General features: G+C 71.7%; 23 protein-coding genes and 2 pseudogenes. 13 read left to right on the plus strand and 12 right to left on the minus strand.

Annotated elements, in window-relative coordinates:
- Positions 1–98: 98 nt before the first annotated feature.
- Together ABZ562_RS36145 and ABZ562_RS36150 are read right to left on the minus strand one after the other, a co-directional pair.
- Positions 99–740: pseudogene (locus ABZ562_RS36145) on the minus strand (RibD family protein); the annotation flags it as partial.
- Positions 737–1,513 (minus strand): creatininase family protein, encoded by a 777-nt coding sequence (locus ABZ562_RS36150; RefSeq protein ID WP_361488231.1) that lies wholly within the window; start codon positions 1,511–1,513, stop codon positions 737–739. The pseudogene ABZ562_RS36145 and the gene ABZ562_RS36150, both read right to left, overlap by 4 nt.
- Before the next feature lie 121 nt (positions 1,514–1,634).
- Between ABZ562_RS36150 and ribA the strand changes: the two genes are divergently transcribed.
- The 4 genes and pseudogenes from ribA (at position 1,635) to ABZ562_RS36170 (ending at position 5,937) form a co-directional block, all read left to right on the plus strand.
- A complete protein-coding gene (gene ribA / locus ABZ562_RS36155; RefSeq protein WP_361488234.1) occupies positions 1,635–2,312 on the plus strand; it encodes a GTP cyclohydrolase II in 678 nt (225 codons plus the stop codon).
- Positions 2,313–2,428: 116 nt separating this feature from the next.
- Positions 2,429–2,803: pseudogene (locus ABZ562_RS36160) on the plus strand (2Fe-2S iron-sulfur cluster-binding protein); the annotation flags it as partial.
- Entirely contained in the window at positions 2,798–3,802 is a 1,005-nt protein-coding gene (locus ABZ562_RS36165) for a xanthine dehydrogenase family protein subunit M (protein ID WP_361488309.1), read from the plus strand. The pseudogene ABZ562_RS36160 and the gene ABZ562_RS36165, both read left to right, overlap by 6 nt.
- Positions 3,799–5,937: a xanthine dehydrogenase family protein molybdopterin-binding subunit gene (locus ABZ562_RS36170; protein WP_361488237.1), complete on the plus strand. Its 2,139-nt coding sequence runs from the start codon at positions 3,799–3,801 to the stop codon at positions 5,935–5,937. Before ABZ562_RS36165 ends, ABZ562_RS36170 begins: the two co-directional genes overlap by 4 nt.
- 34 nt (positions 5,938–5,971) lie before the next feature.
- Here the strand turns inward: ABZ562_RS36170 and ABZ562_RS36175 are convergent, their stop codons facing one another.
- The 3 genes from ABZ562_RS36175 to ABZ562_RS36185 all read right to left on the minus strand — a co-directional run bounded on the left by ABZ562_RS36175 (position 5,972) and on the right by ABZ562_RS36185 (position 9,086).
- Positions 5,972–6,292, minus strand: coding sequence for a MafI family immunity protein (locus ABZ562_RS36175; protein ID WP_361488240.1), 321 nt, complete (start codon positions 6,290–6,292; stop codon positions 5,972–5,974).
- A gap of 31 nt (positions 6,293–6,323) precedes the next feature.
- Entirely contained in the window at positions 6,324–7,442 is a 1,119-nt protein-coding gene (locus ABZ562_RS36180; RefSeq protein ID WP_361488242.1) for an IS630 family transposase, read from the minus strand.
- Positions 7,443–7,625: 183 nt separating this feature from the next.
- On the minus strand, positions 7,626–9,086 hold the full coding sequence (locus tag ABZ562_RS36185; protein WP_361488245.1) for a twin-arginine translocation signal domain-containing protein: 1,461 nt from the start codon (positions 9,084–9,086) through the stop codon (positions 7,626–7,628).
- A 454-nt stretch (positions 9,087–9,540) separates the two neighbouring features.
- On the opposite strand from ABZ562_RS36185, the gene tgmA reads away from it, so the two are divergent.
- From tgmA to tgmC, 3 genes are read left to right on the plus strand one after another with little or no spacing between them, the layout of a single operon-like run.
- Positions 9,541–9,762: a putative ATP-grasp-modified RiPP gene (gene tgmA, locus ABZ562_RS36190; RefSeq protein ID WP_361488311.1), complete on the plus strand. Its 222-nt coding sequence runs from the start codon at positions 9,541–9,543 to the stop codon at positions 9,760–9,762.
- A gap of 11 nt (positions 9,763–9,773) precedes the next feature.
- Complete coding sequence (tgmB, locus tag ABZ562_RS36195) at positions 9,774–10,733, plus strand: ATP-grasp ribosomal peptide maturase (RefSeq protein ID WP_361488248.1); 960 nt, start codon at positions 9,774–9,776, stop codon at positions 10,731–10,733.
- Entirely contained in the window at positions 10,726–11,850 is a 1,125-nt protein-coding gene (gene tgmC, locus ABZ562_RS36200) for an ATP-grasp peptide maturase system methyltransferase (RefSeq protein ID WP_361488250.1), read from the plus strand. Before tgmB ends, tgmC begins: the two co-directional genes overlap by 8 nt.
- Positions 11,851–12,068: 218 nt before the next feature.
- Here tgmC and ABZ562_RS36205 read toward each other — a convergent pair whose 3' ends face one another.
- Positions 12,069–12,905 (minus strand): NmrA family transcriptional regulator, encoded by an 837-nt coding sequence (locus tag ABZ562_RS36205; RefSeq protein ID WP_361488252.1) that lies wholly within the window; start codon positions 12,903–12,905, stop codon positions 12,069–12,071.
- Between the two features lie 91 nt (positions 12,906–12,996).
- Between ABZ562_RS36205 and ABZ562_RS36210 the strand changes: the two genes are divergently transcribed.
- A complete protein-coding gene (locus tag ABZ562_RS36210; RefSeq protein ID WP_361488255.1) occupies positions 12,997–13,947 on the plus strand; it encodes an AraC family transcriptional regulator in 951 nt (316 codons plus the stop codon).
- On the opposite strand, the gene ABZ562_RS36215 is transcribed toward ABZ562_RS36210, so the two are convergent.
- Entirely contained in the window at positions 13,898–15,097 is a 1,200-nt protein-coding gene (locus tag ABZ562_RS36215) for a glycosyltransferase (protein ID WP_361488257.1), read from the minus strand. The genes ABZ562_RS36210 and ABZ562_RS36215 overlap by 50 nt on opposite strands.
- A 336-nt stretch (positions 15,098–15,433) precedes the next feature.
- On the opposite strand from ABZ562_RS36215, the gene ABZ562_RS36220 reads away from it, so the two are divergent.
- A complete protein-coding gene (locus ABZ562_RS36220; protein ID WP_361488259.1) occupies positions 15,434–17,356 on the plus strand; it encodes a glycosyltransferase family 2 protein in 1,923 nt (640 codons plus the stop codon).
- Between the two features lie 19 nt (positions 17,357–17,375).
- On the opposite strand, the gene ABZ562_RS36225 is transcribed toward ABZ562_RS36220, so the two are convergent.
- The 4 genes from ABZ562_RS36225 to ABZ562_RS36240 form a co-directional block, all read right to left on the minus strand.
- Positions 17,376–18,389 carry a glycoside hydrolase family 6 protein gene (locus tag ABZ562_RS36225; RefSeq protein WP_361488262.1) on the minus strand — a complete coding sequence of 338 codons (1,014 nt, stop codon included), beginning with the start codon at positions 18,387–18,389 and terminating at the stop codon, positions 17,376–17,378.
- A gap of 61 nt (positions 18,390–18,450) precedes the next feature.
- On the minus strand, positions 18,451–19,170 hold the full coding sequence (locus tag ABZ562_RS36230; RefSeq protein WP_361488265.1) for a cytochrome b/b6 domain-containing protein: 720 nt from the start codon (positions 19,168–19,170) through the stop codon (positions 18,451–18,453).
- Positions 19,154–19,882 carry a molybdopterin-dependent oxidoreductase gene (locus tag ABZ562_RS36235; RefSeq protein ID WP_361488267.1) on the minus strand — a complete coding sequence of 243 codons (729 nt, stop codon included), beginning with the start codon at positions 19,880–19,882 and terminating at the stop codon, positions 19,154–19,156. Before ABZ562_RS36235 ends, ABZ562_RS36230 begins: the two co-directional genes overlap by 17 nt.
- Before the next feature lie 98 nt (positions 19,883–19,980).
- Positions 19,981–21,636, minus strand: coding sequence for an FAD-binding dehydrogenase (locus ABZ562_RS36240; protein ID WP_361488269.1), 1,656 nt, complete (start codon positions 21,634–21,636; stop codon positions 19,981–19,983).
- Between the two features lie 217 nt (positions 21,637–21,853).
- Between ABZ562_RS36240 and ABZ562_RS36245 the strand changes: the two genes are divergently transcribed.
- The 4 genes from ABZ562_RS36245 to ABZ562_RS36260 are packed head-to-tail and all read left to right on the plus strand — an operon-like array spanning position 21,854 to position 23,892.
- A complete protein-coding gene (locus ABZ562_RS36245; RefSeq protein ID WP_361488271.1) occupies positions 21,854–22,615 on the plus strand; it encodes a hypothetical protein in 762 nt (253 codons plus the stop codon).
- 28 nt (positions 22,616–22,643) lie between these two features.
- A complete protein-coding gene (locus ABZ562_RS36250; protein WP_361488273.1) occupies positions 22,644–23,180 on the plus strand; it encodes an NUDIX domain-containing protein in 537 nt (178 codons plus the stop codon).
- Positions 23,177–23,584, plus strand: coding sequence for a DUF202 domain-containing protein (locus tag ABZ562_RS36255; RefSeq protein ID WP_361488275.1), 408 nt, complete (start codon positions 23,177–23,179; stop codon positions 23,582–23,584). The genes ABZ562_RS36250 and ABZ562_RS36255 overlap by 4 nt, the downstream gene beginning before the upstream one ends.
- Positions 23,572–23,892: a DUF202 domain-containing protein gene (locus tag ABZ562_RS36260; RefSeq protein WP_361488277.1), complete on the plus strand. Its 321-nt coding sequence runs from the start codon at positions 23,572–23,574 to the stop codon at positions 23,890–23,892. Before ABZ562_RS36255 ends, ABZ562_RS36260 begins: the two co-directional genes overlap by 13 nt.
- On the opposite strand, the gene ABZ562_RS36265 is transcribed toward ABZ562_RS36260, so the two are convergent.
- A complete protein-coding gene (locus ABZ562_RS36265) occupies positions 23,889–24,815 on the minus strand; it encodes an NADP-dependent oxidoreductase (RefSeq protein ID WP_361488279.1) in 927 nt (308 codons plus the stop codon). The two genes, ABZ562_RS36260 and ABZ562_RS36265, sit on opposite strands and share 4 nt — an antisense overlap.
- Positions 24,816–24,827 lie beyond the last annotated feature (12 nt).

Below are 24,827 nucleotides of genomic sequence, written 5' to 3' on the forward strand. Positions count from 1 at the left end.
GCGTCGCGCATGACGGGGGTGCCGTCGAAGCGCAGCCCGGGGATGCCGTCGCCGAGCAGCACCGGTGCCACGGTGACGTACAGCCGGTGCAGCGCGCCGTCGTGCAGAAAGCGCGACACCGTGACGCCGCCGCCCTCGATCAGCACCCGCCCCAGGCCACGCGCCGCAAGCGCCTCCACCAGGCGCTGCGGCGTGAACGCGGCACCGTCCGGCAGGGTCAGTACGTCGACGCCGTCCGGCGCCGCCCGCCCGTCGCGGGCGCCCGCCCCCACCACCCACAGGGTCGGCGCTGAGCCGTCGGTGAAGACCCGGCGATGCGGAGGTACCCGGCCGTGGGGATCGAGGACGACGCGCACCGGATGCGGTCCGGAGCAGGCGCGCACGGTGAGCTGGGGGTCGTCCGCGACGGCGGTCCCGGCCCCGACCACGACGGCGTCGGTGAGGGCGCGCAGCCGGTGCAGATGGCACCGGTCCTCCTCGCCGGTGACGTAGTCGGCGTCGCCGGTGCGGGTCGCGATGAAACCGTCGAGGCTCTGGCCGAGCTGGGCGATCGTCAGCCGCGGCCCGGCCAGGCAGAGCGGCAGATAGCGGTCGGCGAGCGCGTCCGCCCCGGGGGTGGCGTCCCGCGACCAGCGCACCGCGCCGTCCGGCCCGCGCACCAGTCCGGCGGCCCGGGCCTCGGCCACGGTCCGTATGGAGCGCAGCCGCTCCCATGCCTGTGCGGTGTCCAGGGTCGTCATCGCGTCTCCGTTTCCTGTCGCTCGCCGACGACGGGCTCGCCGACGACGGAAAGGTACTCGGCGAAGGATTCGGTGAGCGCGGCGAGGAGTTCCTTTCCCTTCCCGGCGGATGCCAGGGAAGGGCGGCCGATGACTCCGGACTCGGTGTACGCGGCCATACCGAGGGTCAGCAGATGCTTCCGGTCGTCGGCGAGACAATCGGAGGTTTCATAACCGGGACGGACGAGTTCGGGATGGGCATGCAACAGGATGGAGGTCTCCACTTCCCCGGCGTGCATATCGCTGTTCGACGGGGTGCGGACACCGGCCCTGCCGCGGGCCGTGTCCCAGTCGGCCGAGCCCGGGAAAAGCGCCATGCGGGTACCGGTGCCGGCGGATTCCTGAACAATGTTGCGCAGGACGTAATTTCCGCCGTGCCCGTTCACCAGAATCAGCGAACCGATACCGGAGCGGCGCAGCGATCCGGCGATGTCGCGCACCACGGAGTAGAGGGTCGCGGCGGATATGGAGACGGTGCCCGGCCAGTCCGCGTGCTCGTGCGAGCACGAGACGGTGACGGGCGGGAGGAGCTGGACCGGATACGCCGCGGCGATCTCCCGGGCGATGGTGCAGGCGATGACCGTGTCCGTCACCAGCGGGAGATACGCGCCGTGTTGCTCGAAGCTGCCGATGGGCAGGACGGCGACACCGGCCCGCCGGGCCCGCACCTCCTCCGTGGTCGTCGGCGGCAGGAGCCCCGAGGCCCACTGGTCCGGCGTTTCCGAATCGCTCATGTTCTTCCGGCCTTTCGTTCTTCGTGCTGCGTGCTTCCTGCTGCGGATGCGCGGCCAATCATCCGGCCGACTTTCCCATTTTCCCCCACGCCACCCGGCGTTCACCAGATAGGGTTGCAACATGACAGCAAGTGATAGCGTGTTGGTCGACAGCGCTCGTCGATCGGATGTCGAACGAGTGGTGAATCTCCGGCTGTCCACCGTGCACGGCGATTTTCTCGCTTTCGGCTACCAGGACCACAAACGCGGAGATGAACAGATCGCGCTGGTATACGGCGACGTCAAGGGCGAGGACGCACTGACGCGGGTGCATTCCGAGTGCCTGACCGGAGACGCCTTCGGTTCCCGGCACTGCGAATGCGGCGACCAACTGTCCGCGGCGCTGCGCGCCATCGTGAGCGAGGGGCGGGGCATCCTCGTCTACCTCCGCGGCCACGAGGGCCGGGGCATCGGCCTGCTGGCCAAGCTCCAGGCGATGCAGCTGCAGGCGGAGGGCCTGGACACGGTCGAGGCCAACCTCGCGCTCGGCCTCCCGGACGACGCCCGCGACTACCAGGTGGCGGCGGAGATGCTGCACGACCTCCAGGTGCGCTCCATACGGCTGCTCTCCAACAACCCGCGCAAGCGGGAGGCGCTGCTGCGCCACGGCATCAAGATCAGCGAACAGGTTCCGCTGCTGATCGAGCCGTGCGAGGAGAACCTGCCCTACCTGCTGACCAAGCGGGAGCGGATGGACCACTACCTGCCGCATCTGGACGGTGTGCTGACGTCCGTCGACGGCGGCGCCGAGCGGTCCTGAACAGCGCGCGGAGCCGGTGGCGCCGGCGGCGCGGCGGGTGAGCCCCGCCGCCGGCGCTCCAGGTGCACTGGGGTGAGAACAGGCGATCAGCGCACATATGTCCGATGATGTGAAGCATGGACGTGGAGATCACGCTCCGGGTGGACGGTACGGACCACCGGCTCACCGTCGACACCCGTACGACCCTGCTGGACGCCCTCCGCGAGCGGCTGGGGAACACCAGCCCCAAGAAGGGCTGTGACCATGGCCAGTGCGGGGCCTGCACCATCCTGCTCGACGGCCGCCGCGCCCTGGCCTGTCTGGCGCTGGCGGTGGCCCACCGGGGCGCCGACATCGTCACGGCCGCCGGTCTGATGAACGGCGGCGACGGGGAACGCGGCATCGAGAGCGGCGACGGCCTGCATCCGCTCCAGCGCTCCTTCATCGCCCATGACGCCTTTCAGTGCGGCTACTGCACCCCCGGCCAGATCTGCTCGGCGGTGGGCATGCTGCGCGAGGCGGCGGCGGGCTGGCCGAGCGCCGTGGCCAAGGATCCGAACGCCGCCGACGTGGTGCTGGAGGCGGCGTACCTGGCCGGTGGGACCAACCTGGTGGACCTGATGCGGCTGGAGGTGGCGACCCCGGAGGTGCTGGTCGATGTCCGGCGGCTCACCTCGGACCGGATCGAGGAGCTGCCGGACGGGGCCCTGCGCATCGGCGCCGCCGTGCCCAACAGCGACCTGGCCGCCGACCGGCGGGTCCGGCGGCGCTATCCGGTGCTCTCGCAGGCCGTGCTGTCCGGCGCCTCGGGCCAGTTGCGCAACCTCGCCACCACCGGCGGGAACCTGTTGCAGCGCACCCGCTGCCCGTACTTCCAGAACGTGACCACCCCGTGCGACAAGCGCGAGCCGGGGTCGGGCTGTTCGGCGCTGGAGGGCTATCAGCGCGATATGGCGATCCTCGGCGCCTCGTCCTCCTGCGTGGCCACCCACCCCTCCGACATGGCGGTCGCGCTGGCGGCGCTCGACGCCGTGGTGTGCGTCCGGGGTCCCCAGGGGCCGGACGGCGAGCGGCGCGTCCCGCTGACCGAGCTGCACCGGCTGCCCGGCGACGCCCCCGAGCGGGACACGGTGCTGCGGCGCGGGGAGCTGATCACGGCCGTGGAGCTGCCGCCGCCCGACTTCACCGCCACCTCCCGCTACCGCAAGGTGCGCGACCGCGCCTCGTACGCCTTCGCGCTGGTGTCGGTCGCCGCCGCGCTGGACGTCACGGACTCAGGGACCGTACGCGACGTACGCATCGCGCTCGGGGGCGTGGCGCACAAGCCGTGGCGGGCGTGGAAGGCCGAGGAGTCGCTGCGCGGCGCGCCCGCGACGTGGGACGGCTTCCGGGACGCCGCCGCGGCCGAGCTGGCCCAGGCGGACCCGCTGCCGGGCAACGCCTTCAAGGTGGCGCTCGCCCGCAACACCCTCGTCGCCACGCTGCTCGATCTGCTGGAGGTGGCGCGGTGAACGAGGTCCGCGAGGTCAGGGAGCGGGCGCGGGCGGTCGGCGCGCCGCTGCGCCGGATCGACGGCGCGCAGAAGGTCACCGGCACCGCCACGTACGCCTTCGAGTGGCCCGTCGAGCACCCCGCCTATCTCCATCCGCTGCAGGCCACCATCGCCGCCGGGCGGATCACCGGGGTGGACACCGCCGCGGCGGAGGCCGAGCCGGGGGTGCTGGCCGTGCTCACCCATCTCACCGCGCCGCGGCTGACCGTGACGGGCGATCCGGAGCTGGCGGTGCTGCAGTCCGACGAGGTGGCCTGGCGCGGGCAGTTCACCGGCGCGGTGGTCGCGGAGACCCCGGAGACCGCCCGGTACGCGGCGGGCCTGGTGCGGTTCACCTACGAGCAGCGCCCGCCCGATGTGGCGCTGCGCGAGGACCGCGGCGACCTGTACAAGCCGGTGGACGCGGCCCAGTTCGGGCAGGGCGGTGGCGAACTCCAGGACGGCTCCCCCGCCGACAGCGTCGTCGGCGACGCCGATACGGCGCTGGCCGCCGCGCACACCGTGCTGGACGCCACGTACACCACGCCGATGTACCACAACAACCCGATGGAGCCGCACACCGCCGTGGTCACCTGGGCCGACGGCGAGCTGCTGGTGTACTGCTCCACGCAAGGGCCGACGTTGAGCCGCGATCTGATCGCCGCCACCCTGGGGCTCGAACAGGGCCGGGTGCGGGTGGTGTCCCCGCACGTCGGCGGCGGCTTCGGGGCGAAGGTGTATCCGCACGCCTACGCGGTGCTCGCCGCGATGGGCTCGCGCACCGTGCGCCGGCCGGTGAAGTTCGCGCTGACCCGCCAGCAGATGTTCGCGCTGGTGGGCTTCCGCCCGGCGTCGATCCAGCGGATCCGGCTGGGCGCCGACACCGAGGGCCGGCTCACCGCCGTCACCCATGACGTGGTCGAGCAGACCGCCCGGGCCAAGGGGTACGCCGACCAGGTCGCCGTGTGCACCCGGCTGATGTACGCCGCCCCGCACCGGCGCACCACCCACCGGCTGGCCCCGCTGGACATCCCGGTGCCGACCATCATGCGGGCGCCGGGCGAGGCGCAGGGCATGTTCGCGCTGGAGTCGGCGATGGACGAGATGGCGCTCGCGTGCGGGATGGACCCGGTGGAGTTCCGCGTCCGCAACGAGCCGGACGTCCACCCCGAGTCCCAGCTGCCGTTCTCCAGCCGCCATCTGGTGGCCTGCCTGCGCGAGGGCGCCCGCCGCGCCGGATGGGAGCGGCGCGATCCGACGCCCCGGGCGCGCCGGATGGGCCGCTGGCTGATCGGAACCGGCGTGGCCGCGTCCACCTACCCCTCGCCGCGCCTGCCGGGCAACGAGGCGACGGTCCGGGTCACCCCGGACGGGCACTGCACGGTGCTGATCGCCGCCGCCGACCTGGGCACCGGCACCTGGACGGCGCTCACCCAGATCGCCGCGGACGCGCTCGGCGTACCGGTCGAACGGGTGGAGTTGCGCATCGGGGACACCACCCTGCCGAACGCCTCCCCCGCCGGTTTCTCCTCCGGCATCACCAGCTGGGGCTCGTCGATCGCGGAGGCCGCCCGCCGGTTGCGCGCCCTCCTCGCGACCGAGCACGGCGATGTGGTTCCGCCGGACGGTCTGGAGGTCACCGCCGACATGCCGGTGAACCCCGACGCCGAGCGGTACGCGATGCACAGCTTCGGCGCCCAGTTCGCCGAGGTCCGGGTGGACGCGGACACCGGGGAGATCCGGGTGCCGCGGCTGCTCGGGATGTTCGACGTGGGCCGGGTCATCAACCCCAGGACCGCCCGCTCCCAGCTGCTGGGCGGCATGACGCAGGGCGTGTCGATGGCGCTGTACGAACACAGCGTGCTGGACCCGCGCTTCGGCCATGTGGTCAACCAGGACTTCGCCCAGTACCACATCGCCGCCAACGCCGATGTGCACACGATCGAGGCGCACTGGGTGGACGAGACGGACCCGCACACCAATGTGATGGGCTCCAAGGGCGTCGGCGAGGTGTGCATCGTCGGCACGGCCGCAGCCATCGCCAACGCCGTGCACCACGCGACCGGCGTGCGGGTGCGCGATCTGCCGATCACCTGCGACAAGCTGGTGATCTAGTGCTCTGACCGGGAAGGTTTGCCGGGTTGGCGGGTCATGCTTTCTCGGAGGCAGCTGCGAGATGGCGGCGGCACAGGTCAGCAGCCGTGAGGTGGGGTTTGTGTAGCGCATCGCTGTAGAGCCGCATCTCACGAGCTGCTCGGTCCAGGTGCTGCCAGAAGGTGAGCGGCAGGTGGAGGTCGTCACCGAGATCGACGAGACAGTCGAAGGCGAGCTCCAGCTCGTTGTGCTCCAGGAACTCAAGCGGCGCTGAGAGGTCGACGTTCGGCAGGCCCGTCAGATGGACCCGGGCAGCGTCGAGGTGGCCACGGGTCCGGTTCCAGCTGGACTGAAGCGCCTCGCGATCAACGGTCATGGCGTCAGTGTCGCTGGTGCTGCCCGTATGGTCACGTGGCTTTCGCCGGCCGCCCGCCCCACCGGATGCCCTTCTCACTACGGATACGGGCGCGCTCACGTCGTTGGGCGGCCAGCACGTCGGGATGCCGAGCATTGGTGTTCCGCCAGCGCAGGTAGGCGTGCAGGGCGCGGGTTTGCGCGGTGTGGTTACGGTGGTCGGAGTTGGCAACGGTGAACTGCCGCAGCGGCCCGAAGTGAGCCTCGATCGGGTTCGCCCAGGACGCATAGGTCGGAGTGAAGCACGGCTTGACCTTGTTCTTCTTCGCCCAGCGACGGATATCGGCGCCTTTGTGGGCGGACAGGTTGTCCAGGATCACGTAGATCGGGGCACCGTCCGGGCGGGCGGCCCGGATCGACTTCAGTGCAGCCAGGGTGTTCGCGGCAGCCTTCTTGCGGCGGTTGACACCCCATAGGCGATCGTCGCCGACCGAGTAGCAGCCGTGGAAGTAGCGCACCCCGTGCGTGCGGTGGTAGGTCGCGGGATGCCGCTCGGGCCGGCCTTGCTCGGCCCAGCACGAGCCGGCGGTGGGCCTAATGCCGAGCGGCCCGAACTCGTCGAACGCGAACACACGGTCCGGGAAACGCTCCAGCACCTCCTCGATGCGGTCCAGCTTGGCGTCGCGTTCCGGATCGGGCGACTCCTTCCACGTCTTGGTCCGCTGGAAGGTCACGCCGCGGCGGGCGAGCAGGCACCGTAACGCCTCGCGGCCGATCCGGATGACGCGGCCGTGGACCTTCCGCAGGTAGGCGGCAAGTTTACGGATGGACCAGCGAGTAAAGGGCTGGCCGAGCTTGGTGGGGCGGGTGGTGGCCGTCTGGACGACAAAGTCCTCGTCGTCGGGCTTGAGCAGGCGGGGACGGCCTCCCGCCCATCGAGGGTCCAGGCAGGCCAGGCCGATCTCGTTGAATCGGTGGATCACATCCCGGACGGTGTCCTCATCGGCCTGGACCAGCCTTGCGATCACCGGCGCCCGGTTGCCGCCGGCCGAGGCCAGCAGCATCATCGCGCGCCGGTGACACACCGAACCGGTGCTGCCCCGGCGCACGATTTGCTGCAGCTTCTGCCCCTCCTGGTCGGTCAGTCTGCGCACGCGGACAGGCTCAGCCACCACACCCCCAGCAGTCGCACGAACGTATCCGGACATCCAACCGCCGGAACCGCCACCCCGGCCAACCTTCCCGGTCAGAGCACTAGAGGACCTGGGCGATGCCCCGGCCAGCGATTCTCCTGACCGGCGCGGCGGGAGGTGTCGGGAGCGTCGGCCGTGGCTTCCCAGCACTCCGGTCAACCATCACAGGTCTATGAGCACATCCCGTACCCTGCCCCGGGCAGCACCGGACAGCGTCTGGCACAGAGCTTCAGCCCGTGAACGGATGAGCCCGGATCGGTATTCTTCGGGCACCCCCTCCCAGATGCCGACGACCACATCGGCCGCCGCCGAGGGATCCCCGTCCGCCGACAGACATGTCGCCGCATCCATCGTGAGCAATGCCCGCGTCATCACCGACGGCGAGCGGGTGAGGGCAAGCGCTGCCGCTTGTTCCGTGTACGCCTCACGTGTCCAGCCCATCAGGGTGAACGCTTGCGAGAGATGGACGTGATGTTTCTGCTCCGGATAACCAAACCACGTGTCGACGGTCTGTGAGCCGTCCAACCGCTCAGCAACGGACCGCGCGTCAATGACAGCGCGGAGAGCCCCTTGCCGGTCACCGGTCGCGGCGAGAGCCCGCGCGGTGACCGCGGCGGCCAGTGCCGCCGCCGCGGACGGCTTCGCCCCGGCCTCGTTACGGGCCCGGACGGCCAGCGCGGCCGCCGCCTTGGGGGCGCCGTAGTTGAGCGGGACCATCGCGTGCCGGGCCAGTGTCCAAGCGAGCATCTGACTGTCCCCTGACTCGCAGGCCGCCCGCTCGGCAGTGGTGAACCAACCGTGCGCGTCACGCCGGTCGCCACGGTCATGCTGGATGATCGCCACCAGCCCGGTGATGCCTGCTGCCGTACGGGCCAGATCCGCCCTCACCGCCGCGGGGTGCGGACGGTTCAGGACGTCGCGCAGCAGATCAAGCTCTCCTCGCATCTCCGCGAGAACGACGCCTGGTGGCCGACCGCGGTATCCTCCGCGATGCCGTTCGAACGCCTCGCCAAGATAGGCTAGGTCCCCCGCGTCGGAGCCGGACAAGGCGGCGTTGATGCCCTGCCGCGCCTCCGCGATGCCGGGCAGAACCACAGCGCTGGTCGCGGCCGCCGCCGCTGCGCCGAGGAAGCGTCGTCGTTCCACCTCCGTGTCCTCCTCTTCACCACTTCCGACCGCGTTCACAAGGCAGTGGGTCCGTGCGGCGTCGGGGCCGACCGGAATATTCGTCACTGGAAGAACATTCGATCTGGGCTCTCCCGCGTCTCCAACGGTAGCGCGCTCCGTACCAGAGTCATCGCTGCCTTCCAGGGAGCCCTCCCACGGGCGTACCGGTACGCCGAGCATGTCTCCAGGGATGCCTAATCCATCGGCTACACGCTCGATGACCTGTTGTCCTCTGATGCCGCGGACGCCGCGGATGATGTCGCTGACACGGGTGCTGGTCATCTTCCCAATGGCGGCTGCCATCGCTGCGTGGCTTGAGCCTGTACGCCGGTTGACGAGCCGGAAGATCTCCCGGAAGTTTCGTTCGGCGCAAGCACGCTGCATGGCGTCGCTTTGCAGCAGAGCGTCAGGGATCGTCAGCGGGTAGCCGGTGCGCCGAGTTTCGCGTTCGTCCATGGGCCACCTTGCAGAGACGGCAGTGATTCTTCCCAGAGTAGACCTGGGGCTACGGAACGAGGTTCCCCAAACAGTCCGAAACGGGGTACCCCAAAGAAGGTTGCAGGGTTGCCCGTTACCTGTTCCCTCAGGGGCCGGGCCCGCCTGAAGCTCTTGGAGACGGCACGGCATCCGTGGCGGACAGCCCAGACCGCGGCGCCGCTTGAGACGGTCCGGGGGCGTGGACCGCTCGAACGGAGGCTGCGGACGCTGATTCCGGGCGTGGCCTGCTGTTGGTGGACGTGCTGACCGAGGGGTGCTGGGAGTGAACGACCGAGAAGGCATCCGGAAACTCGGCACTCATGGGTGCGTCGGACCCGGCTGACGCAACGGAACGTTGAAAATCCTGAATCAGGGAGAAAAAATGAGCAGTACTTCGCCTGAACAAGGGCCACTTACATCATCCCCCTGGGGAATGGGTCGCATGACTCCTCTACGGAATGGGGAACCATCACCGTGGCGCTATGCGGGAATTGATCCTCAGACGCAGACGGGCCGATGGGTCGGAAGTGATGGTCTGCCGACTCCTGCTGAACTCGGCAAGCACGGGACGTCCGTCAACACCTACCCGCCCACCCAGGTCAGCAAGGACGGTAAGCAGGATTCGGACAGCGGCCACGACGCGACGCAGGACTGAGAGGGAGTGGCATGGGCGAACACACGGTGCTGGTTGCTACCGAACATGAGGACGCGACCGCTGATCTGGTCATTGCGGAGTTAAACCAACGCCGTGTGCCCGTTCTGCGCTTTGACCCCGGGCGCGACTTCCCCAAGCCTGCGATCCTCACCACTCAATTGGGTCGGGACGGATGGGGCGGTGAGCTTACGATTGGCAAGCGCTCGGCAGACCTGGCAAGCGTACGCGCCCTCTACCACCGTCGCCCCAGCAGTTATGCGCCAAGTGGCGACGATCAGGAAGCACGGTTCACCGCAGAAGAAAACCGGCGCGGACTCGGCGGAGTGTTGGCCGCCCTTCCCGACTGCCTCTACCTGAGCCACCCTCAAGCCATCGCACGCGCGGAGTACAAGCCCGCACAGCTTGCGGCGGCGGCCCGCGAAGACTTCAACGTTCCCGTAACCCTGATTACGAACGATCCGGCGGAGGCCAAGTCGTTCGCCGCACAACAGCCCACCATCTACAAACCACTACACGCCGGTGCGTACGAGGTGAGCGGCGAGCCCGCTGGTATCTGGGCCGCCCCAGTTGGTGCTGGTGAGATCAACGACACCGTGAGCCGTTGCGCGCACCTCTTCCAAGCTCGGGTTCCGAAGACTTCCGACGTGCGCGCGATCGTCGTTGGCGAGCGCGTCTTCTGCGCACGGATCACCGCCCCGCCCGGAGTGGTGGACTGGCGCACTGAGTATCGGAACCTCAGCTATGAACCCATCACATGCCCACAGGGCATACAGCGAGCGCTCCATCGGTTCCTCGCCGGGTTCGGCCTGAACTTCGGTGCATTCGACTTCGCTCTGTCCGCAGATGAGGCATGGTGGTTTCTGGAGTGCAATCCGAACGGGCAATGGGCGTGGCTCGAACACGCAGCACGCCTGCCCATCACAGCGGCTATCGTCGACCTGCTGGAGAACGGAGAGAACACAAGTGACTGACGACATCGACTCGGAAAGTCTGCGCGCCGACCTCGCACGCCACCTCTCAGTATCGGGCATGCTGCGCACTTCCCAATGGGAAGCGGCAGTCATGGCCGTGCCCCGTGAGGCGTTTCTGGCCGATGGATGGTTCGAATACGAAGACGGCGGCTGGTACCGTCCCGCATTCCTCGGTGACAGTTCCGAACAGCTCATGCGGGTGTATGAGGACGATACACTCGTCACGCAGGTAGCCGAGTCGGTCGTCCCTCGTCAGGTTGAGGGGCGCATTTCTCACCGCCCTTCCTCGTCATCCACCCTGCCGGGGCTCGTAGTGCGCATGCTCGAAGAGCTGCACGTTTCCAGGAGGATGCGGGTACTCGAAATCGGCACCGGCACGGGCTACTCGACGGCGCTGCTGTCTCACGTCATCGGCGAGGACAACGTAACGTCCGTAGAAGTGGACCACGACGTGTCCGCCCGTGCCGGGGTGGCACTCGCACGGGTGGGCTACTGGCCTGACTTGGTGGTCGGTGACGGACTGGCCGGTCACAAGGACAACGCCCCTTACGACCGCGTGATCGCCACGTGCGGAGTCCACACGGTCCCGTCCGAATGGATCGCCCAGGCTCGCCCAGGTGGGGAAATCCTGGTAACCGTCTGCGGGTGGATGAACGCCTCCGAACTCGTACGCCTCTCCGTGGCCGAGGACGGGACGGCAAGCGGCCCGGTCCTCGGCGGGCAGGTCTCCTTCATGCTCGCGCGCCCCCACACGCCGCCCGTGCTCGGAATGCTGCCCGACCTCGACTCGGCGGAAGCGACCCCCACGAACATCGGCGTTGATGCCCTGGACGACTGGACAGCACGATTCGTCGCCCAGTTCGCCGCACCGCGGGCTCAGCGCTTTACGCTGTCCCGCAACGGCCAGGACGAACACGTCGTCATCGACGCGGAAGCCGGAGCCTGGGCAGCCGTCTTCAAGAACGGCGGGCGATGGATGGTCCGGCAGGCGGGCCCCACTCGGCTATGGGACGCCATTGCCCACCACATCACCCGGTGGCGCGATGCCGGCATGCCCCCCGCCGAGCAGCTGACGCTGCATGTCGGTCCGGCAGGACAGCACATCACCTGGCAGTAGCCGCGACCGCCCATGCCCGCAGACAGCGCCCGTCGTCTCGATGCCGAGGGATCGGCACCGCGCGCCGCAAACGACTGGCTGGGCAGGCTGGTCACCCGAGTCCCAATGGTTGCGGGACGAAGGGTTCCTGGTGGAGGTGGAACGCAACACGCTGGATCGGATCGACGCGCTCGTGGACGCCTCGTGGGCTGAAGCCCGTACGAGCGGCCTCGGCGGCCTCAGCCGGTCCAGGCCCCGTCCTTCGCGGTCCGGCGCGCGAAGTCGGCGAAGTCGCGCGGCTCGCGGCCCAGCGCGCGGCGGACCCCGTCCGTCACCCGCGCGTTACGGCCGTCCAGGAGCGTGCCGAACAGCTCGGTCAGGAAGGCGACGAGGTCGTCCGGGAGCCCATAGCCGCCCAGCATCGCCCCGTATTCCTCCGCCGGGACCGGTGTGTAGCGCACCGTGCGGCCGCTCGCCCGGGCGATCTCCCCGGCGGCCTCGGCGAAGGTCAGCGGCCGCGGGCCGGTGAGGTCGTGGATCCGCCCCGCGTGCCCGTCGCCGGTCAGGGCCGCCACCGCGACCTCCGCGATGTCGTCGGCGTCGATGAAGGGCTCCTTGACGTCCCCGGCGGGGAAGACGATCTCGCCGCCGAGCACCCCGTCCCGCAGGATGCCCTCGCTGAAGTTCTGGAAGAACCAGCTCGCCCGGATGACGGTCCATTCGGCGCCGTCCACCGCGACGGCCCGCTCGGCCGACAGCGTTGCGTCCATGCCGCGCGCGGAGAGCAGCACCAGCCGCCGGGTGCCGCCGCGGACGGCCTGTTCGGCGAAGGCCCGCAAGGTGGCGGCGGCGCCCGGGTCGGCGATGTCGGGGTAGTACGCGAGGTACGCCGCGCCGGTGCCGCGCAGCGCGGGCTCCCATGTGGTGCGGTCCTCCCAGTCGAAGCGCGGCTCGCCGCCGCGGGAGCCGATCCGTACGGGCCGTCCGGCGGCGGTCAGCCGGTCGGCGATCCGGCGGCCGGTCTTGCCGGTGCCGCCGAGCACCAGGACGGTCTGTCGTGACGTGTTGTCTGTCATGCGACCAGTCAACTCGCCCGGAGTGAGACGGCCCATGGCCGAGAGGCTCGCTTCCATACGCGTGCGTCTACGATGCGCCCGGGGGTGGGACATGGACGCGCTGGCGCACCTGCTGGACGGGCCGCGGGCCCGGGAGGCGTTTCTGCTGCGGGCCGTGATGGAGCCGCCGTGGTCGGTGCGGATCGAGGACCGGGCCCCGCTGTGTGTGATGACGATGGCGCGCGGCGAGGCGTGGGTGGTGCCCGGCGCCGGTGAACCGCGGCGGCTGGGCCCGGGGGACGTGGCGGTCGTGCGCGGCCCGGACCCGTACACCGTGGCGGACTCCCCGGACACCCCGCCGCAGGCGTGGATCCTGCCGGGCGAGGAGTGCCGGACGGCGGACGGCCGGGATCTGGCCGAGGCGATGGCTCTGGGGGTGCGCACCTGGGGCAACCGGGCGGACGGCTCGGCGACGATGCTCATCGGCACCTATCTGCTGGACGGGGAGGTCAGCGGGCGGCTGCTGGACGCGCTGCCGCCACTGCTGGTGCTGACCGGGGAGGTGTGGGACTGCCCGCTGATGCCCTGGCTCGGCGAGGAGATCGTGAAGGACGAGCCGGGGCAGTCGGCGGTGCTGGACCGGCTGCTCGACCTGCTGCTGATCGCCGTGCTGCGGGCCTGGTTCGCCCGGCCGGAGGCGCGGGCCCCGGCCTGGTACCGGGCGCTGGGCGATCCGGTGGTGGGCCGGGCGCTGCGGCTGCTGCAGAACCATCCGGCGCGTCCGTGGACGGTGGCGGGGCTGGCCGCGGAGGCGGGCGTCTCGCGGGCGGCGCTGGCCCGGCGCTTCACCGCGCTGGTGGGCGAGCCGCCGATGGCCTATCTGACCGGCTGGCGCCTCGCGCTCGCGGCCGATCTGCTGCGCGAGCCGGACGCGACGCTGGCGGCGGTGGCCCGGCGGGTGGGGTACGGCAGCGCCTTCGCGCTGTCCGCGGCGTTCAAGCGGGTACGCGGCGTCAGCCCGCGGGAGCACCGCGCTCGCCGCGGCGCGCCGCCCGCAGGCTGACCGGCGGGACGCGCAGGCAGGCGTCCGGGCCGCAGGTGGTGGTGCGGTCGTACAGGTCCATGAGGCGACGGACGCCGCGGGCGATGTCGTACCGCTCGACCGCGTCCGGCACCGGGTACCGCCGCGGGCCCGCGGCCAGCCGGTGGCGCAGCGCGTCGGTGAGGGCGGCCGGGCCGGGGGCGATGCGGCGGGCGGCGGGGGCGGCGCCCGCGGGGAGTTCGTCGAGGGCCGGGCAGCCGGTGTGGAGCACCGGCAGCCCGGCCGCGAGGGCTTCCAGGGCCGCGAGCCCGAACGCCTCCTCGGCGGACGGCGCGACCAGGACGTCCATGGCGGCCAGCAGCCCCGGCAGCCCGGCGGGCCGGTCCTCGGACGGGGCCACGGCCCCGTCCCGCTCCCCCAGCAGCCGGATCCGGCCGGCCGCGCCGAGCCGGGTGGCCAGGTCCTCCAGGGCGGCGCGCTCGGGCCCCTCGCCGACCAGCAGCAGCCGGGCGCCGGGTACGGCGGCCACGGCCCGTACCGCCACCTCGAACCGCTTGGCCGCCGCCAGCCGCCCGACCGCGCCCACGACGAAGGCGCGGTCGGGGATGGCCAGGCGGGCGCGGGCGGCGGCGCGGGCGGCGGGGGTGAAGCGGAAGTGGCGGGCGTCGATGGCGTTGGGCACCAGATGGATGCGGTGGTTGGGCACGCCCCAGTCGCGCAGCCGGTCGGCGACGGCGGCCGAGACGGCGACGGTGGCCGAGCCCAGCCGTTCGGCGGCCAGATAGCGCGCGCGGACGGCGGGGCTCAGGGGGTGGCCGTCGACGCTGTGCTCGCCCAGGGCGTGTTCGGTGGCGATCACGGCCCGTACGCCCGCCAGCCGGGCGGCGATCCGGCCGTAGACGCAGGCCCGGTAGAGGTGGGTGTGCACCAGGTCGTAGCCGCCGGAGCGGATGGTGCGCACCAGGGCGGCCAGCGCCCGCAGCTCGCCCGCGCGGCCGTCCAGGGGCAGATGGGTGACCGGGATGCCGTCGGCGCGGATGCCGTGAGCGGTTCTGCCCGGTGCGGCGAGGGCGACCACGTCGCAGCGCACCGGCACATGGCGCAGCAGCAGCCGCAGTTGCTGCTCGGCGCCGCCCGCACCGAGGCGGGAGATGATGTGCAGAACTCTCATCGGGCGACCCCGCCCCATCCTCCGTCGTGCAGCCGTGGATTCGGTCGCGCGTTTTTCACGCGATCTCCGACCTTGCCAGAGGGCGGGATGTAAATCACGTAAGACGCGCATTCATGGGCCGTCAGGGTGGCTCTATCGCGGCCCGTCAGCACCCGGTTCACCAGGGGCGCGCCGAAAATCCGATGTACGCGATACCGCCTCATCCGATTGTTACCTTCTCATCTCGCGCGATGACATGACGAATGTGGTCCGTTCGGGTCATCGCGGCGCGACATCCGGTTCCACGTCAGCCGGTTTTCGAATGAACCCGGTTCCAGACAGCCCGCGGGAGTGCCCATGTCTGCACAGACCCCCGTCAGAGATTCGAGAAACGCACGAGACGCGCGCCGTGGAGTAGCCCCCGCCGCCGCGCGCACCGCCGGGCACGTCCCCGGGCGCGCCGCCGCACCCCCGCACGCGCGCCCCGCCCCGGATGCCGCGCACTCCCGCCCGGCCGCGGTGTACGAGTACAAGCGGTACAGCGAGCTGGCGGGCCCGCTGACCGAGCCGCCCGCCGGCCGCCCGTACCGGGTGCGCAGCCGCAGCCTGCTGGCGCAGGAGCCGCACCGGTTCCGGGCGGCGCTGCTGCTGTGCGGGGCGCCGGTGTGCTCGGCGCTGCTGCTGCTGTGGCTGCTGCGGCCGGACCACTGGGCGGCGCGCCCCTATGTGACGGCGTGGGAGACCGCGGCGGATGTCACGATGCTGGTGTCGATCGCGCTGATCGAGACGTTCCGGCTGGTCACGGTCGTCTCCAACGCGCACGCGACGCTGGTGGCCCGGGATCCGGTGCCGGTGACGGCCGAGCCCGGCACCCGGGTGGCGTTCCTGACCAGTTTCGTGCCCGGCAAGGAGCCGATCGCCATGGTCCGGGCCACGCTGGAGGGCGCGGTGCGCATCCGGCACCAGGGGACGCTGGACGTCTGGCTGCTGGACGAGGGGGACGACGCGGAGGTCAAGGAGCTGTGCGCGCAGCTCGGCGTACACCACTTCTCCCGCAAGGGCATCGAGAAGTGGAACCAGCCGAAGGGCGCTTTCCGGGCGAGGACGAAGCACGGGAATTACAACGCCTGGCTGGACGCGCACGGCGACGATTACGCATTCATGGCGTGTGTGGACACCGACCATGTGCCGCTGCCCAACTTCCTGGAGCGCATGCTGGGTTACTTCCGCGATCCGGACGTGTCCTTCGTGGTGGGCCCGCAGGTGTACGGAAATTACGACACCGCCGTCACCAAGGCCGCCGAAAGCCAGCAGTTCCTGTTCCACGCGCTGATCCAGCGGGCCGGGAACGCATATGGCAGTCCGATGTTCGTGGGCACCAACAACGCGGTGCGGATCAGCGCGCTGCGCTCCATCGGCGGGCTGTACGACTCGATCACCGAGGACATGGCCACCGGCTTCGAGCTGCACCGCCACCGCAACCCGGCCACCGGCAGGAAGTGGCGCTCGGTCTACACCCCGGACGTACTCGCGGTCGGCGAGGGGCCCAGCTCCTGGACGGACTTCTTCACCCAGCAGATGCGGTGGAGCCGGGGCACCTACGAGACGGTGCTCAAGCAGTTCTGGAAGGCCCCGTTCACGCTGTCGCCGGGGAAGCTGCTCAACTACACGCTGCTGATCACGTACTACCCGATGACGGCGGTCAACTGGGTGCTCTCGGCGTTGTCCTGCACGCTGTTCCTGATGCTGGGCGCGGCCGGGCTCGACATCCCGGCCGAGCTGTGGATGATGCTCTACAGCGACGCCGCCATGCTGCAGATCGGGCTGTACATCTGGAACCGCCGCCACAACGTCTCCCCGCATGAGCCCGAGGGGTCGGGCGGGCTCGCCGGAATGCTGCTCTCCGCGCTGTCCGCGCCGATCTACGTCAAGTCGCTGTTCGACGCGGTGCTGCGGCGGAAGAGCCGGTTCGTGGTCACGCCCAAGGGCGACTCGTCCAGTCCGGACCGGCTCTCCACGTTCCGCATCCATCTGCTGTGGGGCGGGCTCTTCGGCGCCTCGCTCGCGGCCTCGTTCTTCCTGGGGCACACGCACGCGGCGATGCGGGCGTGGGCCGTCCTGGCGCTCGCGCTGTGCCTGGCGCCGGTGGCCGTCTGGTACGGCGGGGCGGTGCGGGGCCGGCGCCGCCCGGTGGCGGCGTCGGCCGTGCCGACCGTGCGTGCGGACAACCCGGGCCCGTGTGCCCCGGCGAAGGACCCGGACGCGGTGTGCGCCCTGTGATACCGCCCAGCGGCGTGCCTCAGTGGTGGCCCGGGCCGTGGGCGTTCCGGACCAGGCCGAGCGCGTACTCGGGCCACCAGCGGCCCGCCGGGGGCCCGCCGTTGCACGTCCCGTCGGATTCGCCGGGCCGCTTGATCCACAGGTAGGCGTCCACCAGCCGGTCCCCGGTGCGGGTGCTCGGCGGATGGCCCAGCGCCCGGCCCGGCGGGTTGCACCAGGCTTTCTCCGCCCGGGGCTCGTGCCGTGCCGCGCCGCCGCGCCGCAGCGGGCCGTTGCCGTTGCGGCTGGTGTCGATGACGAAGTGCGCTCCGCCGACCGCGCGGGACAGCCGGTGGCCGTAAGCCTTGGTGCGGCCGGTGCGCTGGAAGTTGGCGACGTTCAGGGAGAAGCCGTCCGCCTGCTCGATGCCGCTCTTGAGCAGCGGCACCATCAGCCGGGCGGGGTTGGTGATCCAGCCCGCGTTCCCGGCGTCCAGATACACCCGTACGTGGGGCAGCGCGGCGAACGCGGCGACCGCGTCGCGCAGCAGCGCCAGCCGGGGGCCGACCGCGCGGCGGGGCACACAGCGGTCGACGACCTGCGCCACCGCGTCGGGCTCCAGGATGACGATCGCCTTGCGGTCGCCGATGCCGAGGGCGATCTGCTCGATCCACCCGCGGTAGGCCGCGCCGTTCGCCGCGCCGCCCGCCGAGTGCCCGCCGCAGTCCCGGTACGGGATGTTGTAGGCGACCAGCACCGGGGTGGTCCCGGTCCGGGCCGCCGATTCGGTGATGAAGCGCACCCGTTCGCGAGGCGGCTGCGGGCCGAGCCATTCGGCGACCGGCTGCTGTGCGATCCGCCGGATCAGCTCGGCGTCGTTGTTCTTCGCTCCGTTCTTCCCCTCTTCCTCCCGGGCACGGACGTGCCGGACGGCCGGGCCGTTCGGGTTCACCCAGAGCCCGCTCCGCCGCGGCGGAGGGTCGGACAGCTGGCATCCGCTCAGCGGTGCCATGGCCATGGCACCGCACGCGGCGACCGTCAGCAATCGGCGCATAACAGACTTACCTGGACATCTCTTGCGCATGCGAGGCATCATGGCACCGCGTGCCGCCGGTTCAGCGGACGTCGCGTTCGTTGTCGCCGTTCCGGTCGCTGTCGCCGCCGCCGTCCTCCGTACGCGGGTCCTCCGTACGCCACAGCGGATGCTCGCGGGCCGCCCACCGCGGGTCGACCCGCCCGGTGCGCATCCCGCGCCGCGCCTCCGGATCGGCGAGCGCCTTCCCGATGTGCCCGATCACCACGATGCCGACGGCCAGCGCCAGCCAGTCGTGGACGAACGTGGCACTGGTGCGCCACATGAGCGGGGCCAGTCCGGTGAACCACATCAGCGATCCGGTGGCCGCCATCACCAGCACCGCGCCCGCGGTCCAGGCGGCGTACACCTTCTGGCCCGCGTTGAACTTGCCCGCCGGGCGCTCCGCCCGGCTGTGGTCGCGGCGCAGCGCGGCCCGCAGCCAGCGGCGGTCGTGCGGTCCGAAGCGGTTGAGGCGGCCCAGGTCGGCCCGGAAGGCACGGGAGGCGAGACCGAGGAGGGCCGGGACGGGCGTCAGGACGCCGGTCCACTCGTGGACGGTGACCACGAGCGCGCGGCGGCCGACGAGTTCGGCCAGGGCGGGGACGTACAGACAGGCCGCGCTGACCACGCACGCCCCCAGGAGCGCGGCCGTGGCGCGGTGGATCCAGCGCTCGGCGGGCGCGAAGCGGCGCACCCGGTGCGCGGGGGCGGCCGGGGCCGCGGCGGTGTCGGGCAGTGGGGTCTCAGGCAGTGGGGTCATCGTCGCGTCCGTTCGATCTGCCGACCCAGGCGTCCACGTCGTACCCCCGGTCCTCCCAGTAGCCGGGGCGCACCTCGTCGGTGACGGTGATGCCGGAGAGCCACTTCGCCGACTTGTAGAAGTACATGGGCGCGACATAGAGCCGGACCGGGCCGCCGTGCGCGTGGCCCAGCGGCTCGTCCCGCATCCGCAGCGCCACCAGGACGTCCGGGCGGCGCGCCTGGTCGAGGGTGAGGCTCTCGGAGTACGCGCCGTCGAAGCAGGTGAACCGGACCGCCCTGGCGCGCGGGCTCACCCCGGCGGCGTCCAGCAGCGTCGACAGCCGCGCCCCCTCGAACGGCGTCCTCGGCACCCGCCATCCGGTGACGCACTGGACGTCCCGGACGAGCCGGACCTGCGGGAGCGCGCGCAGCTCGGCGAGCCGGTAGTCGGCGGGCTTGTCGACGAGCCCGCCCACGGTGAGGCGGTAGCTCGCGGCGTCCTTGTGCGGGACGGAGGACGTCACGGAGTAGTACCGGAACCCGCCGCCGTTGGGCAGCAGCCCGGTCACCCCGGTGGGGTCCTTGCCGGACACCGCGCCGAGCGTGCTCTCCAGCCCGCGCTGCGCCCAGGGAGCGACCGCCATACCGGCGGCGCCGAGGCCGAGCATGCCGAGCAGGATGCGGCGGCCGACGGGTGCGCCGCGCTCGTCGTCGCCGGGGGTTGCGTCCATGTCCTGATGACACCACCGGGCGGGGCGGCGCGCCATCGTCTGTGGGTTTTCGTCAGACTTCCGTCAGAACTGAACGCCCGGCGCGGTACGCAAGGGGCTTACGACACCGCCCTGGCCGCCGCGCGGCCCGCCGTCCGGCCCGAGAAGAGGCAGCCGCCCAGGAAGGTGCCCTCCAGGGACCGGTAGCCGTGCACGCCCCCGCCTCCGAAGCCCGCCGCCTCGCCCGCCGCGTAGACGCCCGGCAGCGGCTCCCCGCCGTCGGTGAGCACCCGCGACGACAGATCCGTCTCCAGTCCGCCCAGCGTCTTGCGGGTGAGGATGTTCAGCCGCACGGCGATCAGCGGGCCCGCCTTCGGGTCGAGGATGCGGTGCGGGGCGGCGGTGCGGATGAGGCGGTCGGCGATGTACTTACGGGTCCCGCGCAGGGCGGTGACCTGGAGATCCTTGGTGTAGGGGTTGGCGATCTCGCGGTCCCGGGCGACGATCTCGCGGCGCAGCTCGGCCTCGTCGATGAGCGGGTCCTTGGTCAGTTCGTTCATCCGCCGTACGAGGGCGGGCAGCGAGCGCTCGACGATGAAGTCCGCGCCGTGGTCCATGAACGCCTGGACCGGGCCCGGCGCCCCGGCCCGCCCGCGCCCGAGCACATCACGGACGCTCTTGCCCGTCAGGTCCGGGTTCTGCTCGGAGCCGGAGAGCGCGAACTCCTTCTCGATGATCTTCCGGGTGAGGACGAACCAGGTGTAGTCGTATCCGGTCCGCATGATGTGTTCGAGGGTGCCGAGGGTGTCGAAGCCGGGGAAGAGCGGGACCGGGAGCCGCCGTCCGCGGGCGTCGAACCAGAGCGACGAGGGGCCGGGCAGGATGCGGATGCCGTGCCGGGGCCAGATCGGGTTCCAGTTCTCGATGCCCTCGGTGTAGTGCCACATCCGGTCGCGGTTGATGAGGCGGCCACCGGCCGCCTCCGCGACGCCGAGCATCTTGCCGTCCACGTGCGCGGGGACACCGGAGATCATCCGCTCGGGCGGGGAGCCCAGCCGCTCGGGCCAGTTGGCGCGGACGAGGTCGTGGTTGCCGCCGATGCCGCCGGAGGTGATGATCACGGCTTGGGCGCGCAGCTCGAAGGAGCCGGTCACCTCGCGGCTGCTGGCCGTGCCCCGCTCGGCGCGGCTGGGCTCCAGCACCTCGCCGGTGACGGTGTCCACGGCGCCCGCGCTCCGCGAGAGCCCGGTGCCCCGGTGCCGGAAGCGCAGGTCGACCAGGCCGCGGGCGGCCGCGGCGCGCACCCGGCGCTCGAAGGGGGCGACGACGCCGGGGCCGGTGCCCCAGGTGATGTGGAAGCGGGGTACGGAGTTGCCGTGCCCGGTCGCGTCGTAGCCGCCGCGCTCGGCCCAGCCGACGAGGGGGAACAGCCGCAGCCCCTGGGCGTGGAGCCAGGACCGCTTCTCGCCCGCCGCGAAGTCCACGTACGCCTCGGCCCAGCGGCGCGGCCAGTGATCCTCCTCGCGGTCGAAACCGGCCGTGCCGAGCCAGTCCTGCCAGGCGAGTTCGCGGCTGTCGCGGACGCGCAGCCGGCGCTGCTCGGGCGAGTCGACGAGGAAGAGACCGCCGAAGGACCAGTGGGCCTGGCCGCCGAGCGACTGCTCGGGCTCCTGGTCGAGCAGGATGACCTTGCGGCCCGCGTCGGCCAGCTCGGCGGTGGCCGCGAGGCCCGCCAGGCCCGCCCCGACCACGATCACATCCGCGTCGTACGCCATGGTTGGTGGTATCCCGTCCTCGTCAGCCGGTCGACGCCAGTCGTCGGATGCCGATCCTGCCTACCGGCCAGTACGGCGTCAACTGGTCCGGGAGCCAGGGGTGAGAGCGCTTTCCGGACATCGTCACCCCCAGGCTATAGCTCTCTTGTGCAGCAAAAGGGAACAATCCCTCACCTCTATTGGACAGGGTTCAGCCAAAGCGGCATCATCAACGACCATGGCTGACCGCTCCGTTGAGCAACCCGGGCCGCCGTACCAGGCGGACAAGCGCATCGTGAATCCGACACTTGTCACCCCCGGTCCCCAGCCCATCGAGGCCGGTGACTCCCCCGTCGCCCCGCACATCCTCCAGGGCGAGATCATCGGCCCCCGGCACGCCCGCCGCCGCCGCGTCGACCCGCGGCGCAAGGCCGCCGCCGGGGCGATCCTGCTGTCGGCCACCGGCGCCGCCACCGCGCTCTTCATGCTCATGGGCAAGGACGCGCGCCAGGCGCAGGCCGCCCCGGGGCCCGACGCCTCGCCCACCGCCCCCGACGAGCCCGAGCCGAAGTCGGCCGCGGTCGCCGGGTCGGCCGTCGGCGACAAGCCGCTGCGCGGTTCGCGCACCACCGAGCCCGCGGCCCCCGCGCCCGCCGCCAAGCCGGCGACGCGGGCCCCGGCCGCCCCCGCCGCCGAACCCCGCACCCCGTCCTCCGGTCAGCGGTCCGAGCCGGCCCGGTCCGAGGCGGCCGAGCAGTGGCGGAAGCGGGCCGAGGCGTGGCGGCAGTGGGCCGAGCAGGCCCGGCAGCAGGCGGAACAGCAGGGCGGTCAGGGTCAGGGCGGCTGGGGGAACGGCCAGGGGAACGGCGGCTACCCGGGAGGCGGCTCCGGTCCGTACGGCCAGGAGCAGGGGCCCTACGGCCAGGGCGCCGGATCCGGCCCGTACGGCGGCGGCCACGGCGGGCAGGGCGGCCCCTACGGCGGTGGCCCCTCGCGCTGACCCGGGTACCATCTGCTTGTATGGCCACATGCCTGATCAGGAGCCGCTTTCCGCCGACGAACTGCTGGACATCGTGGACGAGCGGGACCGGGTGATAAGCCAGGCCCGTCGCGGTGACGCCACCGCCCACCGGCTGCGCCACCGATGCGTCTTCGTCCTCGCGCGCGATCCCGGGGGCCGCGTCTTCGTCCATCGCCGCACCGACCGGAAGCTGGTCTTCCCCTCGCTGTACGACATGTTCGTCGGCGGGGTCGTCGCGGCGGGCGAGACCTACGACGAGGCGGCGCTGCGGGAGGCGGAGGAGGAGCTGGGCGTCCAGGGGCTCCCGGCGCCCGTGCCGCTGTTCTCCTTCCTCTACGACACTCCCGAGCACACCTGGTGGTCCCGGGTCTACGAGGTCCGCTGCGACCTCCCCGTCGCACCGCAGGCCGACGAGATCGCCTGGCACACCTTCCTCACCGACGAGGAGCTGGAGCGGCGGCTCACCGAGTGGGAGTGGGTGCCGGACGGCTCGGAGGCGTACCGGCGGCTGAAGGAATGGCGCCGTGAGAGGCCCACCCCGTGACCGGAGGCAGACTCGGGGCCGCCGTGGGACACGTCCGGCTGTGGTTCGCGCCCGAACGGCTCCGCGAGGAGGGCGACACCCCCGACTACCGCTTCTCGCTCGCCAACGAACGCACCTTCCTGGCCTGGCTGCGCACCGCGATGGCCCTGGTGGGCGGCGGTTTCGCGGTCGACCAGTTCCTGCCGGACACCGGCCGCCCGCTCCGGCTGGCCCTCGCGCTCGTCCTGCTCGCGGGCGGCGCGGTGTGCGCCCTGCGCGCCATCAACCACTGGATCCGCTGCGAGCGCGCCATGCGGCGCGGCGAGGACCTGCCGGTGTCGCGCTTCCCGGTGGCCCTGGGCCTCGCCGTCGGGGTGGTCGCGCTGCTGATGGTGATCGTCGTCGCCGTGGGGTGGGGCGGGTGACCGAACCGGCGCGGGACCCCGGGCTGCAGCCGGAGCGCACCCGGCTGGCGTGGCGGCGCACGACGCTGGCCTGCGCCGTGGCCGCCTCGCTCGCCGGGCGGCAGACCCTGCACGCGGGGCTGGGCCCGCTCTCGGCCCTCGCCCTGTCGCTGGTCGCCCTGTCCGGGCTGGCCTTCCTTGCCGTGGCGCACCGCCGCGTCCGCCGTCTGGGTGCCCCGCGCCCGCCCCTGCTGACCCCGCGCGCCGCGGCGGCCGCGGTGGTCTGCGTGCTGGGCGCCGCGGTGTGCGGTGCGGCGATGCTGCGCTAATCGACCGTGATGACGATCTTGCCGCGGGTGTGACCCTCCGCGCTGCGCGCTTGCGCCTCCGCCGTCCGCTCCAGCGGGTACGTCGCCGACACCTCGACCCCCAGCGCGCCGCGTTCGGCGAGATCGGTCAGGTCCTGGAGGTCGTCGGGGTCGGGGCGGACGAAGACATAAGCGCCGCCGGCGGCGAGGACCGCCGGATCGGCGATGGACGCCAGCCGGCCGCCGGGGGCCAGCACCTCCGTGGAGGCGGTGAGGGCGTCGCCGCCGACCAGGTCGAACGCGGCCTGCACTCCGTCGGGGGCGAGCTCCCGCACCCGCCCGGCGAGCCCCTCCCCGTACACGGTCGGCTCGGCGCCCAGCGTCCGCAGGTAGTCGTGGTTGTGCTCACCGGCGGTCCCGATGACGCGGGCGCCCAGATGCCGGGCCAGCTGCACCGCCATCGAGCCGACGCCCCCGGCGGCCGCGTGCACCAGCACCGTGTCGCCCTCGCCGACCCGCAGCGCGCCGACCAGCGACTGGTAGGCCGTCAGCCCGGCCAGCGGAATGCCCGCGGCCTGCTCGAAGGTGAGATTCCGCGGCTTGCGGGCGATCGTGCGCAGCGGCGCGGCCACGTACTCGGCGCAGGTGCCGCGGGACAGGAAGTCCTCGCGCACGTACCCGATCACCTCGTCCCCGGCCCGGAACCCGGTCACCGCCGGTCCGGTCTGTTCCACCACCCCGGCGACGTCCCAGCCCGGGATGACCGGGAAGACGGCGTCCAGGACGGGGTCGAGATATCCGGCCTGCGCCTTCCAGTCGACGGGGTTCACGGCGGCGGCCCTGACCCGGATCAGCACCGAGTCGGGCCCGACCTTGGGATCCCGGACCTCGCCGAATTCGAGGACCTCGGGGCCGCCGTAGCGGCGGTAGCTGATGGCCTTCATGGTGGCTGCTCC

Source organism: Streptomyces sp. NPDC019937, assembly GCF_040631655.1.
Taxonomy (GTDB): domain Bacteria; phylum Actinomycetota; class Actinomycetes; order Streptomycetales; family Streptomycetaceae; genus Streptomyces.